The 16,423-nt window shown below is 57.4% G+C and carries 13 protein-coding genes; 11 read left to right on the top strand and 2 right to left on the bottom strand.

Annotated features, from left to right (window positions below):
* Positions 1 to 69 precede the first annotated feature (69 nt).
* The 8 genes from brnQ (at position 70) to HVX72_RS16165 (ending at position 12,346) form a co-directional block, all read left to right on the top strand.
* Positions 70 to 1,389 carry a branched-chain amino acid transporter carrier protein BrnQ gene (brnQ, locus tag HVX72_RS16200; RefSeq protein WP_060569072.1) on the top strand — a complete coding sequence of 440 codons (1,320 nt, stop codon included), beginning with the start codon at positions 70 to 72 and terminating at the stop codon, positions 1,387 to 1,389.
* A gap of 81 nt (positions 1,390 to 1,470) precedes the next feature.
* On the top strand, positions 1,471 to 2,838 hold the full coding sequence (gene proY / locus HVX72_RS16195; protein WP_060569071.1) for a proline-specific permease ProY: 1,368 nt from the start codon (positions 1,471 to 1,473) through the stop codon (positions 2,836 to 2,838).
* Between the two features lie 178 nt (positions 2,839 to 3,016).
* Positions 3,017 to 4,834, top strand: coding sequence for a maltodextrin glucosidase (malZ, locus tag HVX72_RS16190; protein ID WP_181821882.1), 1,818 nt, complete (start codon positions 3,017 to 3,019; stop codon positions 4,832 to 4,834).
* A gap of 190 nt (positions 4,835 to 5,024) precedes the next feature.
* On the top strand, positions 5,025 to 5,666 hold the full coding sequence (locus tag HVX72_RS16185; RefSeq protein WP_181821881.1) for a hydrolase: 642 nt from the start codon (positions 5,025 to 5,027) through the stop codon (positions 5,664 to 5,666).
* A 48-nt stretch (positions 5,667 to 5,714) separates the two neighbouring features.
* Positions 5,715 to 6,260 (top strand): antibiotic biosynthesis monooxygenase, encoded by a 546-nt coding sequence (locus HVX72_RS16180; protein ID WP_060569069.1) that lies wholly within the window; start codon positions 5,715 to 5,717, stop codon positions 6,258 to 6,260.
* Between the two features lie 21 nt (positions 6,261 to 6,281).
* Positions 6,282 to 8,150, top strand: coding sequence for an amidohydrolase (locus HVX72_RS16175; protein ID WP_181821880.1), 1,869 nt, complete (start codon positions 6,282 to 6,284; stop codon positions 8,148 to 8,150).
* Between the two features lie 159 nt (positions 8,151 to 8,309).
* On the top strand, positions 8,310 to 10,955 hold the full coding sequence (locus HVX72_RS16170) for a DUF2339 domain-containing protein (RefSeq protein ID WP_181821879.1): 2,646 nt from the start codon (positions 8,310 to 8,312) through the stop codon (positions 10,953 to 10,955).
* Positions 10,952 to 12,346: a DUF3999 family protein gene (locus HVX72_RS16165; RefSeq protein ID WP_181821878.1), complete on the top strand. Its 1,395-nt coding sequence runs from the start codon at positions 10,952 to 10,954 to the stop codon at positions 12,344 to 12,346. Before HVX72_RS16170 ends, HVX72_RS16165 begins: the two co-directional genes overlap by 4 nt.
* A gap of 50 nt (positions 12,347 to 12,396) precedes the next feature.
* Here the strand turns inward: HVX72_RS16165 and HVX72_RS16160 are convergent, their stop codons facing one another.
* Together HVX72_RS16160 and acpH are read right to left on the bottom strand one after the other, a co-directional pair.
* Positions 12,397 to 12,999, bottom strand: coding sequence for a peroxiredoxin (locus HVX72_RS16160; protein WP_181821877.1), 603 nt, complete (start codon positions 12,997 to 12,999; stop codon positions 12,397 to 12,399).
* 126 nt (positions 13,000 to 13,125) lie between these two features.
* Positions 13,126 to 13,707 (bottom strand): ACP phosphodiesterase, encoded by a 582-nt coding sequence (gene acpH / locus HVX72_RS16155; protein ID WP_042285982.1) that lies wholly within the window; start codon positions 13,705 to 13,707, stop codon positions 13,126 to 13,128.
* 92 nt (positions 13,708 to 13,799) lie between these two features.
* Between acpH and queA the strand changes: the two genes are divergently transcribed.
* Genes queA through yajC form a run of 3 tightly spaced genes read left to right on the top strand, consistent with a single transcriptional unit; the run spans position 13,800 to position 16,405 of the window.
* On the top strand, positions 13,800 to 14,870 hold the full coding sequence (queA, locus tag HVX72_RS16150) for a tRNA preQ1(34) S-adenosylmethionine ribosyltransferase-isomerase QueA (RefSeq protein ID WP_042285980.1): 1,071 nt from the start codon (positions 13,800 to 13,802) through the stop codon (positions 14,868 to 14,870).
* Between the two features lie 52 nt (positions 14,871 to 14,922).
* Positions 14,923 to 16,050: a tRNA guanosine(34) transglycosylase Tgt gene (gene tgt, locus HVX72_RS16145; RefSeq protein WP_042285978.1), complete on the top strand. Its 1,128-nt coding sequence runs from the start codon at positions 14,923 to 14,925 to the stop codon at positions 16,048 to 16,050.
* Positions 16,051 to 16,072: 22 nt separating this feature from the next.
* Positions 16,073 to 16,405: a preprotein translocase subunit YajC gene (gene yajC / locus HVX72_RS16140; RefSeq protein ID WP_012904809.1), complete on the top strand. Its 333-nt coding sequence runs from the start codon at positions 16,073 to 16,075 to the stop codon at positions 16,403 to 16,405.
* The last annotated feature ends 18 nt before the right edge of the window (positions 16,406 to 16,423 follow it).

The raw sequence follows: 16,423 nt of genomic DNA, 5'->3' as shown, positions 1-16,423 counted from the left end.
GTATCTTCCCGTAGGGAAAGGTAAAAAATTTTAATTTAATCAACACCACATCCACAGGCCGTAAGCTTTATGACCCATCAGTTAAAATCGCGCGATATTATCGCCCTTGGCTTTATGACTTTTGCGCTGTTCGTCGGCGCAGGAAACATTATCTTTCCTCCAATGGTTGGTCTGCAGGCGGGCGAGCACGTCTGGACTGCGGCTTTCGGCTTTCTGATTACCGCCGTGGGTCTGCCGGTGTTGACCGTGATCGCGCTGGCGAAAGTGGGTGGCGGCGTGGACAGCCTGAGCACCCCAATCGGTAAAGTGGCGGGCGTCCTGCTGGCAACCGTCTGTTACCTGGCGGTTGGACCACTGTTTGCGACCCCGCGCACCGCGACCGTGTCGTTTGAAGTGGGCATCGCGCCGCTGACCGGCGACTCGGCGATGCCGCTGTTTATCTATAGCGTGGTCTATTTCGCCCTCGTTATTCTGGTGTCGCTCTATCCTGGCAAACTGCTGGATACGGTAGGGAATTTCCTGGCGCCGCTGAAAATTATCGCGCTGATCGTCCTGTCCGTTGCGGCAATTATCTGGCCGGCTGGCCCTATCAGCACTGCCATGGACGCTTATGAAAACGCGGCGTTCTCTAACGGTTTTGTGAACGGCTATCTGACCATGGATACGCTGGGCGCGATGGTATTTGGTATCGTGATTGTGAACGCGGCGCGCTCGCGCGGCGTGACCGAAGCGCGTCTGCTGACCCGCTATACCGTTTGGGCTGGCCTGATGGCGGGCATTGGTCTGACGCTGTTGTATCTGGCGCTGTTCCGTCTGGGGTCAGACAGCGCGACGCTGGTCGATCAGTCCGTTAACGGCGCGGCGATCCTGCATGCATACGTTCAGCATACCTTCGGCGGCGCGGGGAGCTTGCTGCTGGCGGCCCTGATCTTCATCGCCTGTCTGGTCACCGCGGTTGGCCTGACCTGCGCCTGTGCGGAGTTCTTCGCGCAGTACGTCCCGCTTTCGTATCGCACGCTGGTGTTTATCCTCGGCGGCTTCTCGATGGTGGTCTCCAACCTGGGGCTGAGCCACCTGATTCAGATCTCCATTCCGGTGCTGACGGCGATCTATCCGCCGTGTATCGCACTGGTTGTATTAAGTTTTACCCGCTCATGGTGGCATAATTCGTCCCGCGTTATCGCACCGGCGATGTTTATCAGCCTGCTTTTTGGTATCCTTGACGGGATTAAAGCATCGGCAATCGGCGACGTGTTACCGGCCTGGACCCAGCGTTTACCGCTGGCGGAACAGGGACTGGCGTGGTTAATGCCCACCGTCGTGATAGTGGTCCTGGCAATTATCTGGGATCGCGCAGCGGGTCGGCAGGTGACCTCCAGCGCCCACTAAGATTGCTGACAGTATGTTTTGACCACGGGGTTATCTTGCTTAACCCCGTGGTTTTTTATTGTGTAGATGGGTCAGGAATTGATGGAAAGTAATAACAAGCTAAAGCGTGGGCTAAGCACCCGGCACATTCGCTTTATGGCACTGGGTTCAGCAATTGGCACCGGGCTATTCTACGGCTCGGCGGACGCCATCAAAATGGCGGGGCCAAGCGTACTGTTGGCGTACATTATTGGCGGGGTTGCCGCGTATATCATTATGCGCGCATTGGGCGAAATGTCCGTTCACAACCCCGCAGCCAGTTCTTTTTCGCGCTATGCGCAAGAAAACCTCGGCCCGCTGGCGGGCTACATCACCGGCTGGACCTACTGTTTTGAAATACTGATCGTCGCCATCGCCGACGTGACCGCGTTCGGTATCTATATGGGCGTCTGGTTCCCGGCGGTGCCGCATTGGATCTGGGTGCTTAGCGTGGTGCTGCTGATTTGCGCCATCAACCTGATGAGCGTGAAGGTTTTCGGTGAACTGGAGTTCTGGTTCTCCTTCTTTAAAGTCGCCACCATTATCATCATGATTGCCGCCGGTTTCGGCATTATCATCTGGGGGATTGGCAACGGCGGTCAGCCGACCGGTATTCATAACCTGTGGAGCAATGGCGGCTTTTTCAGCAACGGCTGGCTGGGCATGGTGATGTCTCTCCAGATGGTGATGTTCGCCTACGGCGGGATTGAGATCATCGGTATCACCGCCGGGGAGGCGAAAGACCCGGAGAAATCGATCCCGCGCGCGATTAACTCAGTGCCGATGCGTATTCTGGTGTTCTACGTGGGAACGCTGTTTGTCATTATGTCGATCTACCCGTGGAACCAGGTGGGAACCAATGGTAGCCCGTTTGTACTGACCTTCCAGCATTTGGGAATAACGTTTGCCGCCAGCATTCTGAACTTCGTGGTGCTTACCGCTTCGCTGTCGGCGATTAACTCTGACGTCTTTGGCGTGGGTCGTATGCTGCACGGCATGGCGGAGCAGGGTAGCGCGCCGAAGGTGTTTGCCAGGACTTCGCGCCGCGGCATTCCGTGGGTGACCGTGATGGTGATGACCGTTGCGCTGCTGTTTGCGGTTTATCTGAACTATATCATGCCGGAAAACGTCTTCCTGGTTATCGCTTCGCTGGCGACCTTCGCCACGGTGTGGGTGTGGATTATGATCCTGCTGTCGCAGATTGCCTTCCGTCGCCGTCTGCCGCCCGACGAGGTCAACGCGCTGAAATTTAAAGTGCCAGGCGGGGTGGCGACCACTATCGCCGGGCTGATCTTTCTCGTCTTTATCATTGGGCTGATTGGCTATCACCCGGATACCCGCATCTCGCTGTACGTTGGTTTTGCGTGGATTGTCCTGCTGCTGATTGGCTGGATGTTCAAACGCCGTCGCGATCGTCTGATGGCGCAGTAACGGTGTGTGTCCGGTCTGCGAATGCTCGCAGGCCGGATAAAACGCGTCAGCGTCGCCACCCGGCAATGCCGTCAAAATATCCTCCCCCACACTCCTCCCCCAATAAACCTGCAGATGATGAGTTATCCTGTAAATTGCTGTGGCAAGGTGAGCGCATTTTCATCAAAGGGGATACGTGATGTTGAACGCCTGGCACCTTCCGGTTGCCCCATTTGTTAAGCAAAACAAAGCGCAACTGAGCATTACGCTTTGGCTGGCGGGGGAAAACCTGCCTCAACGCGTGACGCTGCGCGCGGAAAATGACAACGAAGAAACGTCGCTGGCAATGCACAAACTACGCAGCCAGCCACATCCCGGCGTCACCGCATGGCGCGCGGTCATCGACCTGAGTCGCGGCCAGCCGCGTCGCCGCTACAGCTTTAAGCTGCTCTGGCACGATCGCCAACGCTGGTTTACGCCACAGGGATTCAGCCGCTTCCCGCCGGCCCGCCTTGAGCAGTTTGCCGTTGACGCGCCGGATAACGGCCCGCAGTGGGTGGCCGATCAAATTTTTTATCAGATCTTCCCCGATCGTTTTGCGCGTAGCCAGCCGCGCGAGGCGCAGCAGGATAACGTCTATTTCCATCATGCGGCGGGTCAGGACATTGTTTTGCGCGACTGGGACGATCCCCTGACCGCGCAGGCCGGGGGATCGACCTTTTATGGCGGCGATCTGGATGGGATCAGCGAGAAGCTGCCGTATCTGAAAAAGCTCGGCGTGACCGCGCTGTATCTGAATCCGGTCTTCACCGCGCCAAGCGTGCATAAATATGATACGGAAGATTATCGTCACGTGGATCCGCAGTTTGGCGGCGATCCGGCGCTGATGCGTTTGCGGCAGAAGACGCAGCAGCAGGGGATACGGCTGGTGCTGGACGGCGTGTTTAACCACAGCGGTGATTCCCATGCATGGTTTGACCGGCATAACCGGGGGACGGGCGGCGCGTGCCATAATCCGGCGTCTCCCTGGCGCGACTGGTACAGCTTTTCAGAGGATGGCGTCGCGCTGGACTGGCTGGGCTACCCCAGTTTGCCAAAACTGGACTACCGGTCGGAAAGTCTGGTTAATGAAATTTACCGCGGTGAAGACAGCATTGTGCGCCACTGGCTAAAAGCGCCGTGGAATATGGACGGCTGGCGGCTCGATGTGGTGCATATGCTTGGCGAAGACGGCGGAGCGCGGCATAACCTCCGGCACGTCGCGGGCATTACGCAGGCGGCGAAAGAGACGCAGCCGGAAGCCTATATTGTCGGCGAGCACTTTGGTGACGCGCGGCAGTGGCTGCAGGCGGACGTCGAAGACGCGGCGATGAACTACCGCGGTTTTACTTTCCCGCTGTGGGGGTTTCTCGCGAACACGGATATTTCTTACGATCCGCAACAGATTGATGCGCAGACCTGTATGGCGTGGATGGAGAATTACCGCGCGGGGCTCTCGCACCAGCAGCAGTTGCGGATGTTCAACCAGCTCGACAGCCACGATACGGCGCGGTTTAAATCGCTGCTTGGAAAAGACGTCGCGCGTCTGCCGCTGGCGGTTGTCTGGCTGTTTAGCTGGCCGGGCGTCCCCTGCATTTACTACGGCGATGAGGTGGGACTGGATGGCAACAACGACCCGTTCTGCCGCAAACCCTTCCCCTGGCAGGCGGAGAAGCAGGATGCCGCGCTGCTGGCGCTGTACCAGCGTCTGGCGAAGCTGCGCCAGCGCAGCCAGGCGCTGCGCTATGGCGGCTGTCAGGTGATATATGCGCAAGACAATGTGGTGGTGTTTTTACGCGTTTATAACCAACAGCGCGTGCTGGTCGCGATCAACCGCGGTGAAGCCTGCGAGGTGGTTTTACCGGCGTCGCCGCTGCTAAATGTTAACGCCTGGCAGATCAAAGAAGGTAAAGCCGATATGCAGGACTGCGTACTGTCATTACCGGCGATATCCGCTGCCATTTGGTTAGGTAATTAACCCTTATTAAAGGCAGGTATTAAAACCTGCCTTTTTATCTTGTTCGGTTAAATTAAACAGAGCGGACAAATTTCTTTAATATCCTCACAATCAATTCTCGCTATACTCAATTTGCTTTATCAATCCGGGCCCGAACGTATATAGCACACACAGAAGTTTACCTATAACTTATTGATTGTAAGGTGTATTTATGTCTATCCGTGAATTGATTGATCCGTCTAATTCCGCCCTGATTTTTATTGATCATCAGCCGCAGATGTCATTCGGTGTAGCAAATATAGACAGACAGCTTTTAAAGAATAATACGGTCGCGTTGGCGAAAGCAGGCAAAATATTTAATGTGCCGGTTATCTATACTTCAGTAGAAACGAAAAGTTTCAGCGGCTATATCTGGCCGGAATTGCTCGCTGTTCATCCGGATGTCAAACCCATCGAACGCACGTCCATGAATTCCTGGGAAGATGCGGCGTTTGTCAAAGCCGTTGAGGCTACCGGGCGTAAAAAACTGATTATTTCTGCGCTGTGGACTGAAGTGTGCCTGACCTTCCCGGCGCTGATGGCGCTGGAAGCTGGCTACGAAATTTATGTGGTTACCGACACTTCCGGCGGGACGTCGGTTGATGCGCACGAACGCGCTATCGATCGTATGGTGCAGGCCGGGGCGGTGCCGGTGACATGGCAGCAGGTTCTGCTTGAGTACCAGCGCGACTGGTCGCGCAAAGAGACCTATGACGCGGTTATGGATCTGGTGCGTGAACACAGCGGCGCCTACGGTATGGGGGTGGATTACGCTTACACCCTGGTACATGGCGCGCCTGAACGTAAAGCCTGATTCCCATGGCGGGGCAACCCGCCATTGACCTTCGGTAAGGAATTTGTCATGGCGCAGAATAAATCTGTGACGTTGGTGATTACCCACACTCTCCGGCCTGAACAGGCGGCGCGGTATGAATTATGGCTTGGAAAAATTATGCCGGTCGCGGCGGAGTTCCCCGGTCATTTGGGGGCAAACGTCATTCGCCCCACCGATGGGCAAAATCACTGGAATATCATCATCCGCTTCGACACGCTCGAGCATCTCTACAACTGGACGCAGTCGGACACCCGGCGGATTCTGGTCGACGAAATCGCTCCGCTGCTGTCGGATGGCGATAAAACGGAAATTCATACGGAAGCCGCGTTCTGGTTCACCCCACCCGCGCCGCATGTCCGGCAGCCACGCCGCTGGAAGCAATTTCTTATCACCCTGCTGGTCATTTTTCCCAGCACCAATCTGGTGCCCTGGCTGACCGGGATGATCCTGCCCACCCTGAAGGGATCGTTAGCGTTGCATCTGATCAACGATGCGTGCGTGGTTGCGCTGGTTGTCTGGTTCTGGATGCCCATCGTCACCCGTCTGTTTGCCGGCTGGCTGAAAAAAGCCTGACCGACTCATCAGGAGAATATTATGTCTCACACTGCCTCATTAATTTTGACTCACGGAAAAATACACACCCTCGATAGCCAATGCCCGCATGCGGAAGCGGTTGCCATTAAAGACGGTAAAATCCTCGCCACGGGAAGCCACGACCAGATGATGGGTCTGGCCGCTGACGGTACGCAGGTTGTCGACCTGAAAGGCCATACCGTAATCCCCGGTCTTAACGATTCGCACCTGCACCTGATTCGCGGAGGGCTGAACTACAATCTTGAGCTACGCTGGGAAGGCGTGCCGTCACTGGCGGACGCGCTGCGTATGCTGAAGGCGCAGGCAGACCGAACGCCGTCGCCGCAGTGGGTTCGCGTGGTGGGCGGCTGGAGTGAGTTCCAGTTTGCCGAACGCCGAATGCCGACGCTGGAGGAGCTTAACGAGGCTGCGCCGGATACGCCGGTGTTTGTGCTTCATTTGTACGACCGCGCGCTGCTCAACCGTGCGGCGCTGAACGCGGTCGGTTACACCAAAGCAACGCCAGACCCGGTAGGCGGCGAAATTGTTCGCGACGGTAACGGTAATCCAACCGGAATGCTGATCGCCAAACCAAACGCCATGATCCTCTATTCGACACTGGCGAAGGGACCGAAGCTGCCGCTGGACATGCAGGTCAACTCGACCCGCCAGTTTATGCGCGAGCTGAATCGTCTTGGGCTGACCAGCGCCATCGACGCGGGCGGCGGCTTCCAGAATTACCCGGAAGATTATCAGATTATTGAGCAGTTACATGCAAACGATCAGATGACCGTGCGCATTGCCTACAACCTGTTTACTCAGCGTCCGCAGCAGGAGCTTGAAGATTTTGAGCGCTGGACCGATATGCTCAAACCGGGGCAGGGGACCGACTTTTATCGCGCGAACGGGGCGGGAGAAATGCTGGTCTTTTCGGCGGCGGATTTTGAGGATTTCCTTCAGCCGCGCCCGGACCTGCCGGAAGGCATGGAGGATGAACTGGAGCGCGTGGTGCGCCATCTGGTCGAACACCGCTGGCCGTTCCGCCTGCACGCCACTTACGACGAATCGATAGGCCGGATGCTGGATGTGTTTGAGAAGGTGAATCGCGATATCCCGTTTAACGGCCTGCACTGGTTCTTCGACCATGCCGAGACCATCAGCGAACGCAACATCGACCGTGTGAAGGCGCTCGGCGGCGGGATAGCGGTACAGCACCGCATGGCGTTTCAGGGCGAATATTTTATTGACCGCTACGGCAAAGAGGCGGTGAAGCATACGCCGCCAGTCGCGAAAATGTTGGCGGCCGACGTTCCGGTCGGGCTGGGGACGGATGCGACCCGCGTTGCCAGCTATAACCCGTGGACAGCGCTTTACTGGCTGGTGTCCGGGCGTACGGTGGGCGGGACGGCGATGTATGACGAGAACAACCGTTTGCCGCGCGACGTGGCGCTTGAGCTGTGGACGGCGGGTAGCGCGTGGTTCTCCAGCGAACAGGGCAAAAAAGGCCGCATTGTGAAAGATCAACTGGCGGATTTGGTGGTGCTGTCGAAAGACTATTTCAGCGTTGCGGAGGAGGAGATCAAAGGCATTGAGTCAGTGATGACGGTTGTGGATGGTAAAGTGGTCTATGCCGCCGGGCCTTTCACGCCGTTGGCGCCGCCTGCTATCCCGGTGGTGCCGGACTGGTCGCCGGTGGTGAATGTGCCTGGGCATTACCGCGCCGCGCCGCCAGCGTCGGCGAAGGTGGGGGCGGTAGTGCAAATGCATCAGTGCTGCGGCAGTTGCGGCGTTCACGGTCATCAGCACGACATTGCCCGAAAATCCGGAATTGCGGTTTCCGACGATCGCGCATTCTGGGGAGCGCTGGGCTGTTCCTGCTTCGCTTTTTAACCTGACGGGCGGGGGCGCTGGCGCCTGCCCGATACGGTAAAGTCCCGTTGTTGCCGGATGAGATGCTGACGCGCCATCCGGCATTTTCATCTTCAGAGATAGCGCAAATGCAACAATTTGTGTCAATCTTAGACGATCCCGTACAGTGAAGGTGACAACATGGACGACCTTTTAATCCTTGGCTGCATCATCGTGTTTTTCGCGCTGGTGGTGGTGCCGATCCTGGCGATTGTCGCGTTTAACCGAAGCGCGACCACCCGCGATGAGCTTGCCAGACTGCGCCGCCGGGTGGAAGAACTCGAGCAGCGCGCTGTCGCAGCGCCGACGGTTGCGCAGACAACGCCGACGCCAGCGCAGCCGGTTGAAACGGTCATCCCGACCGAATCTGTGCCCGACGTTGCGTCTGAACCGGCGAGCCCGTGGCGAGCGCAGCGTCCTCAGCGCGCGGCAAACAACGATGGTGTCCCGCCGCGCGACCCGGCCCCTGCAGTGGCAAAGCCGCCTTCCGCCTTTGGCGGCATGATAACCTCGCTGGCGCGCTGGTTTATGCAGGGCAACCCGCTGGCGAAACTCGGTATTCTGCTGCTGTTTCTTGGACTGTCTTTTCTGCTGCGCTATACGGTTGAGCACGCCCTGTTCCCGCTTGAACTGCGCCTGGTGGCGGCTGCGCTGTTTGCCATTGTCCTGCTCGCCGTCGGCTGGCGGCTGCGGCATAGACAGCCCGTCTATGCGTTGATTTTGCAGGGGGGCGCAACGGGCGTACTCTATCTCACGGTCTTTGGCGCCTTTCGTCTCTGGCAGATGTTGCCGATGACGCTGGCCTTTGGATTACTGGTGGTGATCTGTGCGGCGAGCGTCGGGCTGGCGATATTGCAAAAGGCGCTCAGCCTGGCGATGCTGGCGAGTCTCGGCGGCTATCTCGCTCCGCTGCTGCTGTCTACCGGCAGCGGCAACTATGTCGCGCTGTTCTCCTTCTATTTACTGCTTTCGGTTGGCATTCTCGCGATCAGCATCTGGCAGCACTGGCGCGAACTTAACCTGCTCGGCCTGCTCTTTACCTTTGGCGTCGGCGGACTGTGGGGGCTGAGCGACTATCAGCCAGCGTATTACCTTCCCTGCCAACTTTTCCTGGCGGCGAATATCCTGATTTTTGGCGTGCTGAGCGTGGCGCTGTCGCTGCGGGCGCAGGAGAAAGGTCGACAGATTGTCGACGGCGTGCTGCTGTTTGCGCCGCCGTTAATAGGTTTTGGGATGCAGTACGCGATGACCCGTCACTGGGAGTACGGTCCGGCGCTCAGCGCGCTGGGCTACGGCGGAGTCTACTTATGTCTCGCCTGGCTGGCGCTGCGTCGATATCCGTCGCTGGGACGTCCTCTGGTGCTGGCGGCGCTGGCGTTGGGCGGCGCATTTGCGACGCTGGCTATCCCGTTGGCGCTGTCGGCGCGCTGGACGGCGATGGCCTGGGCGCTGGAAGGCCTGGGTATTTTATGGCTGGGCGTTCAACAACAGCAACGTCGTATGAGCTACAGCGGCACAGCGCTGCTGGTGCTGGCGCTCGGCAGCGCGTTGTGGGCGTTGACGGATGCAAGCGATGCGCTGAGCCTGATGCTGATTTTCGCGGTGCTCAGCCTGTGCTGGCTGGCAGCAGCGTGGTTATGGCGGCAGATCGCAATACGGGGAAGCTGGGGACTGCTGGCGGGCGGGGTGCTGTTCTGGCTTATCGCGCTGGCCGGCGCTTCGCAATTGATCTTCAACAAAGATGCCTGGGTGGTGTCCGGCGTGCTGGCGCTGATGGCGGTGTCGGTCTGGGGCTGGCGGAGCGTCGGAAAACGCCTGGCGTGGCACGCGCTGGAGGCCAGTAAGTGGCTGTTGTGGCCGGTGATGTTGCTGGCGCTTTTGCTGCAAATTTCCCGCCAGTCACTGTTTGCCGAGGGCTGGCAGAATCTGGCATGGTGTCTGGCGCTGCCTGCCGCGCTGATGTTGCTGCGCCGCGACGAGCGCGCGTTACCGCCGCGACTCTCCCAGGGGCTGCATCTTTCACTCCTGTGGATGTTTTTACTGGCGCTGGCCGCGGAATTGTTCTGGTTTGCCCGCGATTTGCCGTGGGGCATGGCGGCCTGGGGAAGCGGCGTGATGATGGCGACAGGCGGGCTGCTGATTATTTTCATCGGCGCGGCGGTGCGCCGTCGGTTCTGGCCGTTTAAGGTCTGGCCGGCGCTATATGCTGTGCAGGCGATGGTGCCGGTAGCGGTTGCGCTGGCAGGCTTGCTGGCGCTGGCAAACTTACAGGATGGCGTAGTGTACCGCCAGGCATACCTGCCGCTGGTTAACCCGCTGGAGGAAGGCGCCGCCTTCGCGTTGCTGGGGCTGGTCGCGTTGTACCGCGCCGCGCGGCGCTATTTTCCTGCGACATTCTCTTTATGCCAGCCCTGGCCCGTGGTCGCGCTGATAGCGCTTGCATTCTGGTGGCTGAACGGTGTCCTGCTACGTGCGCTCGCCTGGTACGGCGAAGTGGCCTGGGAGCTTGAATCACTATGGCATTCGCGGCTTATTCAGACCTGTTTCGCCCTGTTCTGGATGCTCAGCGCGTTGGTAATGATGCTGCATGCGACTCGTCAGGCCTCGCGGCGGGAATGGCTCTGCGGCGCGGTGCTGCTGGGGCTGGTGATTGTTAAACTGATGTTGGTGGACAGCGCTGGCGGGGGCGGTCTGGCGCGCGCGGTAGCCTTTATCGGCGTGGCGATTCTGGTGCTGATCGTTGGCTATTTCTCACCGTTACCGCCCAAAGCAGGAGAAGAAAAATGAAATGGATAAACGCCGTGGTCTGTACCACGCTGCTAACGCTGGCTGGCCCGGTATTGGGTAACGAGACGCCAGTGGCATCGCCGCAGGACTACGCTTTTGGCGTGACGCTTGGCACATCCACCCCTTCGCAGTGGTACCGAATCGCGCTGCCTCAGGACGTCTATCAGCAAAGCGCCTCACCGGAACTGCAGGATGTGCGCGTATTTAACCAAAGGGGAGAAGCGGTGCCGTTTAGCCTGGTAAAGGCGGCGCGCCAGCAGGCGGCGTCTGAGCCGACGGCGCTGCGGCTGTTCCCGCTGGACTCTTCGCCGGTAACGTCACGCCAGACAACGGAAGACGACACCGCTAAAATCCTGCTGCGTTCCAAAAGCGGCGTAGAGATCGTGCTGGAAGGGGAGAAAGCGAAACCCGTCGGTCAGCACTATTTGCTGACGTTGCCGGAAAAGGCGAGCGAAGCGGTTTCGCTGTCCCAACTTCAGCTCGCCTGGGATACACCGCAGACGCCGTGGCAGGGGAAAGCATCGGTCTATTACAGCGTCAATCTCAAGCGTTGGCATTCGCTGCGCGAGGAGATGCCATTGATGGATATCGCCAGCGGCAACGATCGTCTGAAACTCGACAGGATTGACGTCGATATCACGTTATCCCCGCATGCCATTCGTTATCTGCTGCTTGTGCTGGAAGCGCCCCGCGCCACCGTCGCGCTAACGGGCGTTAAGGCTGTCAGCGCCCCCGCGCACGTCGTGGCGGAGCAAATGGCGATGCAGGGCGAGGGACGGCGGTTGTCGGCAACGGAGGCGCAATGGCAGTGGACGCGTCCTCAGCCGCTCAGTTCGCTGGATATCACTCTGAACAGCGATGGCGTTCTTCCCGTCGAGATTGCCTGGCGCAGTACGGCGAAGAGTGACTGGCAGGTGCTGAAAAAAGAAGTGCTCTATCAGCTGGAGGGGAGGGCATCGGCGCCCGTCCCGCTGCCCGGAACCTTGGTGGAGGCGATAAAAATCACCACGCTTAACGCGCGCTTACCGGAAACGCTGCCGCAGGTGACAGGCTACCGCGATCGTTATGATCTGGTGTTCAACGCGCAAGGGAAAGCCCCCTATCTGCTGGCCTGGGGGAATGGCGCAGCGGAACCGGCAAGCGTTGGCGTGGATATGCTTATTCCGGCCGATTTGCGAACAACCTATGATGTGGCGACGCTACCCTCGGCCTCCGTCAACGAAGCGGTCAAACTGGGCGGGGAATCACGGTTAACTGCGACCTCAGCGACGGAACGTGAAAGCCAGGCAAAACAGTTGCTGGTCTGGGGCGTGCTGATTGTCGGCGTCGCGCTGTTGGCGCTGCTGGCCTTTCGTCTCTGGCGTGAAGTAAAAAAAGACGGCGCGACGTAACGCAATAAAAAAGGCTCGCTATGCGAGCCTTTTTACGTGATTCGTGCCGGTTACAGGCTGGAAACGTTTTCGGTCAGGTATTTCGCCACGCCGTCCGGAGACGCGTTCATACCTTCTTTACCTTTTTCCCACTGTGCCGGGCAGACTTCGCCGTGCTCTTCGTGGAACTGCAGCGCGTCAACCATACGCAGCATTTCGTCGATGTTACGGCCCAGCGGCAGGTCGTTAACCACCTGGTGGCGAACAATGCCGTTTGCGTCGATCAGGAAGGAACCACGCAGCGCAACGCCCGCTTCCGGGTGCTCGATGCCGTAGGCTTTCTGAATTTCACGCTTAACGTCAGCAACCATTACGTATTTCACCGCACCGATGCCGCCTTTGTCGACAGGGGTGTTACGCCATGCGTTGTGGACGAATTCGGAGTCGAAGGAAACGCCAACCACTTCAACGCCGCGCTTCTGGAATTCTTCATAACGTTTGTCGAACGCGATCAGTTCGGACGGGCAAACGAAGGTGAAATCCATTGGCCAGAAGAACAGAACGGTCGCTTTACCGTTGGTGTGCTGTTTGAAATTGAAGTTTTCAACGATTTCACCGCTACCGAGTACCGCAGCTGCTGTAAAATCCGGAGCCGGACGAGTCACCAGTACCATATTATTCTCCTGCAAAGTTAAGGGTTTTTGGAACGCAACGCGGGCCAGTATAGAGAGTGTTCGCGAATAAGACAAAGAGGTGGCGACAATCGTTCAGCAAGCTTTTGCCTATCATTGATCATGCTGTCAGAGCTGCTTATTTCTCGCCTGCGCCATCATGCGCGGGTAGAACTGCCAGAAACGTGTTTCCAGTGCGTCGTAATGTTCGTCCAGGTCGTACCAGGAGTCGCGCAGCGCATCCAGACGCGGGCGGCGGCTGGCCATGCCGTTGAGTACGTTCTGAATGAAATTCATCTCGCGATAACGCTCCAGCCAGCGTTCCGACCACAGGTAATTATTGAGATTAACGAAACGCGGCGGCGAGTCTGGCAGAATGATCGACACCTGCTGATGGGCATAGCGCACAAACTCCGGCAACGGCATCTCCGGCGAAAGCCGTTCCCAGTGGCGCGACAAAAAATGATCCCACATCACGTCAAGGGTAATCGGCGCAACACGGCGCGTTTCGGGACGGAACCAGGCTTTGGCTTCCGTTACTTCCGGCAGGTTATCGGTAAGCACGTCGATACGGCGGTGCATAAAAATCCCGTCGACAACCTCTGACGAGTAGATATCGGCAGGGTTGCCGCGCACGAAATCGGCCAGCAAATTGCCGGAAAGGGAGCTGTCCGCGAGGTGCGCGAGATGCAGGTGAGCGAGAAAATTCATGCGTTTTATTTGTCCGGTGGCGGCTAGTTGTTGCAGCAAAAGGGTGTGAGCACTAGACTATGCCGCCTGTTTTTAAGTCACGAGTATACGTCATGCGCGTCGCCGATTTCTCCTTTGAACTACCTGAATCCCTGATTGCTCACTATCCCATGCCTGAGCGCAGCAGCTGTCGCTTGCTGTCACTGGACGGGCCAACGGGCGCGCTGACGCACGGTACTTTCACCGATCTGCTCGACAAGCTCAACCCTGGCGATCTGCTGGTCTTTAACAATACCCGCGTGATCCCGGCGCGCCTGTTTGGCCGTAAAGCCAGCGGCGGCAAGATTGAAGTGCTGGTCGAACGTATGCTTGATGATAAACGTATTCTGGCACATATTCGCGCATCCAAAGCGCCGAAGCCGGGCGCAGAACTGCTGCTGGGCGATGACGAGAGCATTAAAGCAACCATGACCGCGCGCCACGATGCGCTGTTTGAAGTGGCGTTCCATGACGAACGCTCGGTGCTTGATATCCTCAACGCCATTGGCCATATGCCGCTGCCGCCGTATATTGAGCGCCCGGACGAAGAGGCCGACCGCGAGCTGTACCAGACGGTTTACAGCGAAAAGCCTGGCGCGGTCGCGGCGCCAACCGCCGGTTTGCACTTTGACGAACCGCTGCTGGAAAAACTGCGCGCCAAAGGTATTGAGATGGCGTTTGTCACGCTGCATGTCGGCGCGGGGACGTTCCAGCCGGTACGCGTGGACACTATCGAAGATCACATCATGCACTCTGAGTATGCCGAAGTGCCGCAAGAGGTGGTTGATGCGGTGCTGGCGGCGAAAGCGCGCGGCAACCGTGTGGTGGCGGTCGGCACCACCTCGGTGCGTTCTCTTGAAAGCGCGGCGCAGGCGGCGAAAAACGACATCATCGAACCGTTTTTTGGCGATACGCAGATCTTCATCTATCCCGGCTATCAGTACAAAGTCATTGATGCGCTGGTGACCAATTTCCATCTGCCGGAATCTACGCTTATCATGCTGGTCTCCGCGTTTGCCGGTTATCAGCATACAATGAACGCCTACAAGGCTGCGGTAGAACAAAAATATCGCTTTTTTAGCTACGGGGACGCGATGTTTATCACGTACAATCCGCAGGCTTTGAATGAGCGTGTCGGGGACTAAGGCCGCGGCACTGTAATCACCATCAGACTGTCTCTCTGATGCAGGAGAAATAATGAAGTTCGAACTTGATACCACCGACGGTCGTGCGCGTCGCGGTCGCCTGGTGTTTGATCGTGGCGTAGTGGAAACGCCTGCTTTTATGCCTGTGGGCACCTACGGCACCGTAAAAGGGATGACGCCGGAAGAGGTGGAAGCCACCGGCGCGCAAATTATCCTCGGCAATACTTTCCATCTCTGGCTGCGTCCGGGCCAGGAGATCATGAAACTCCACGGCGATCTGCATGACTTCATGCAGTGGAAAGGCCCGATCCTCACCGACTCCGGGGGATTCCAGGTGTTCAGCCTGGGCGACATTCGGAAGATCACCGAGCAGGGTGTCCATTTCCGTAACCCGATCAACGGCGATCCGATTTTCCTCGATCCGGAAAAATCGATGGAGATTCAGTACGATCTCGGTTCCGATATTGTGATGATCTTTGACGAATGCACGCCGTATCCAGCGGACTGGGACTATGCTAAACGTTCGATGGAGATGTCATTGCGTTGGGCGAAGCGTAGCCGTGACCGTTTCGATAGCCTCGGCAACAAAAATGCGCTTTTTGGCATCATTCAGGGCAGTGTTTACGAAGATTTACGCGATATCTCCGTGAAAGGTCTGGTAGAGATTGGCTTTGATGGCTACGCTGTCGGCGGCTTGGCTGTGGGTGAACCGAAAGAGGACATGCACCGCATTCTGGAGCACGTCTGCCCACAAATTCCGGCAGATAAACCGCGTTACCTGATGGGTGTCGGTAAACCGGAAGATCTGGTTGAAGGCGTACGTCGCGGTATTGACATGTTTGACTGCGTGATGCCAACCCGCAACGCCCGTAACGGTCACCTGTTCGTGACCGACGGCGTGGTGAAAATTCGTAACGCGAAGCATAAAAGCGACACCAGCCCACTCGACGCTGAGTGTGATTGCTATACCTGTCGCAATTATTCACGCGCCTACTTGCATCATCTCGATCGTTGCAACGAAATATTGGGCGCGCGACTCAATACCATTCATAACCTGCGTTACTACCAGCGTTTGATGGCGGGTTTACGCAAGGCTATTGAAGAAGGTAAATTAGAGAGCTTCGTGACCGATTTTTACCAACGTCAGGGTCGACCTGTTCCACCTTTAAACGTTGATTAATTTTAATAATGAGGGAATTTGAATGAGCTTTTTTATTTCTGATGCGGTAGCGGCAACAGGTGCTCCGGCGCAGGGCAGCCCGATGTCTCTGATTCTGATGCTGGTTGTGTTTGGCCTGATCTTCTATTTCATGATCCTGCGCCCACAACAGAAGCGCACCAAAGAGCACAAAAAGCTGATGGATTCTATCGCGAAAGGTGATGAAGTCCTGACGAATGGCGGCCTGGTGGGTCGTGTGACCAAAGTAGCAGAAACTGGCTACATCGCTATCGCGCTGAATGACACCACGGAAGTGGTTATCAAACGTGACTTCGTAGCTGCCGTTCTGCCGAAAGGCACCATGAAGGCGCTGTAATAGTAACTTTCCCGAAGG

The organism is Citrobacter sp. RHB21-C05, from assembly GCF_013889015.1.
Lineage (GTDB): Bacteria > Pseudomonadota > Gammaproteobacteria > Enterobacterales > Enterobacteriaceae > Citrobacter_A > Citrobacter_A sedlakii.
Note: the sequence above shows the minus strand (reverse complement) of the source record. Positions and strands in the feature narration are given on the sequence as shown.

What these genes read in the sequence shown, in the direction of transcription:
- brnQ (WP_060569072.1), top strand. Translation starts at nt 70, where the DNA reads ATGACCCATCAGTTAAAATCGCGCGATATTATCGCCCTTGGCTTTATG.
- proY (WP_060569071.1), top strand. Translation starts at nt 1,471, where the DNA reads ATGGAAAGTAATAACAAGCTAAAGCGTGGGCTAAGCACCCGGCACATT.
- malZ (WP_181821882.1), top strand. Translation starts at nt 3,017, where the DNA reads ATGTTGAACGCCTGGCACCTTCCGGTTGCCCCATTTGTTAAGCAAAAC.
- HVX72_RS16185 (WP_181821881.1), top strand. Translation starts at nt 5,025, where the DNA reads ATGTCTATCCGTGAATTGATTGATCCGTCTAATTCCGCCCTGATTTTT.
- HVX72_RS16180 (WP_060569069.1), top strand. Translation starts at nt 5,715, where the DNA reads ATGGCGCAGAATAAATCTGTGACGTTGGTGATTACCCACACTCTCCGG.
- HVX72_RS16175 (WP_181821880.1), top strand. Translation starts at nt 6,282, where the DNA reads ATGTCTCACACTGCCTCATTAATTTTGACTCACGGAAAAATACACACC.
- HVX72_RS16170 (WP_181821879.1), top strand. Translation starts at nt 8,310, where the DNA reads ATGGACGACCTTTTAATCCTTGGCTGCATCATCGTGTTTTTCGCGCTG.
- HVX72_RS16165 (WP_181821878.1), top strand. Translation starts at nt 10,952, where the DNA reads ATGAAATGGATAAACGCCGTGGTCTGTACCACGCTGCTAACGCTGGCT.
- HVX72_RS16160 (WP_181821877.1), bottom strand. Translation starts at nt 12,999, where the DNA reads ATGGTACTGGTGACTCGTCCGGCTCCGGATTTTACAGCAGCTGCGGTA.
- acpH (WP_042285982.1), bottom strand. Translation starts at nt 13,707, where the DNA reads ATGAATTTTCTCGCTCACCTGCATCTCGCGCACCTCGCGGACAGCTCC.
- queA (WP_042285980.1), top strand. Translation starts at nt 13,800, where the DNA reads ATGCGCGTCGCCGATTTCTCCTTTGAACTACCTGAATCCCTGATTGCT.
- tgt (WP_042285978.1), top strand. Translation starts at nt 14,923, where the DNA reads ATGAAGTTCGAACTTGATACCACCGACGGTCGTGCGCGTCGCGGTCGC.
- yajC (WP_012904809.1), top strand. Translation starts at nt 16,073, where the DNA reads ATGAGCTTTTTTATTTCTGATGCGGTAGCGGCAACAGGTGCTCCGGCG.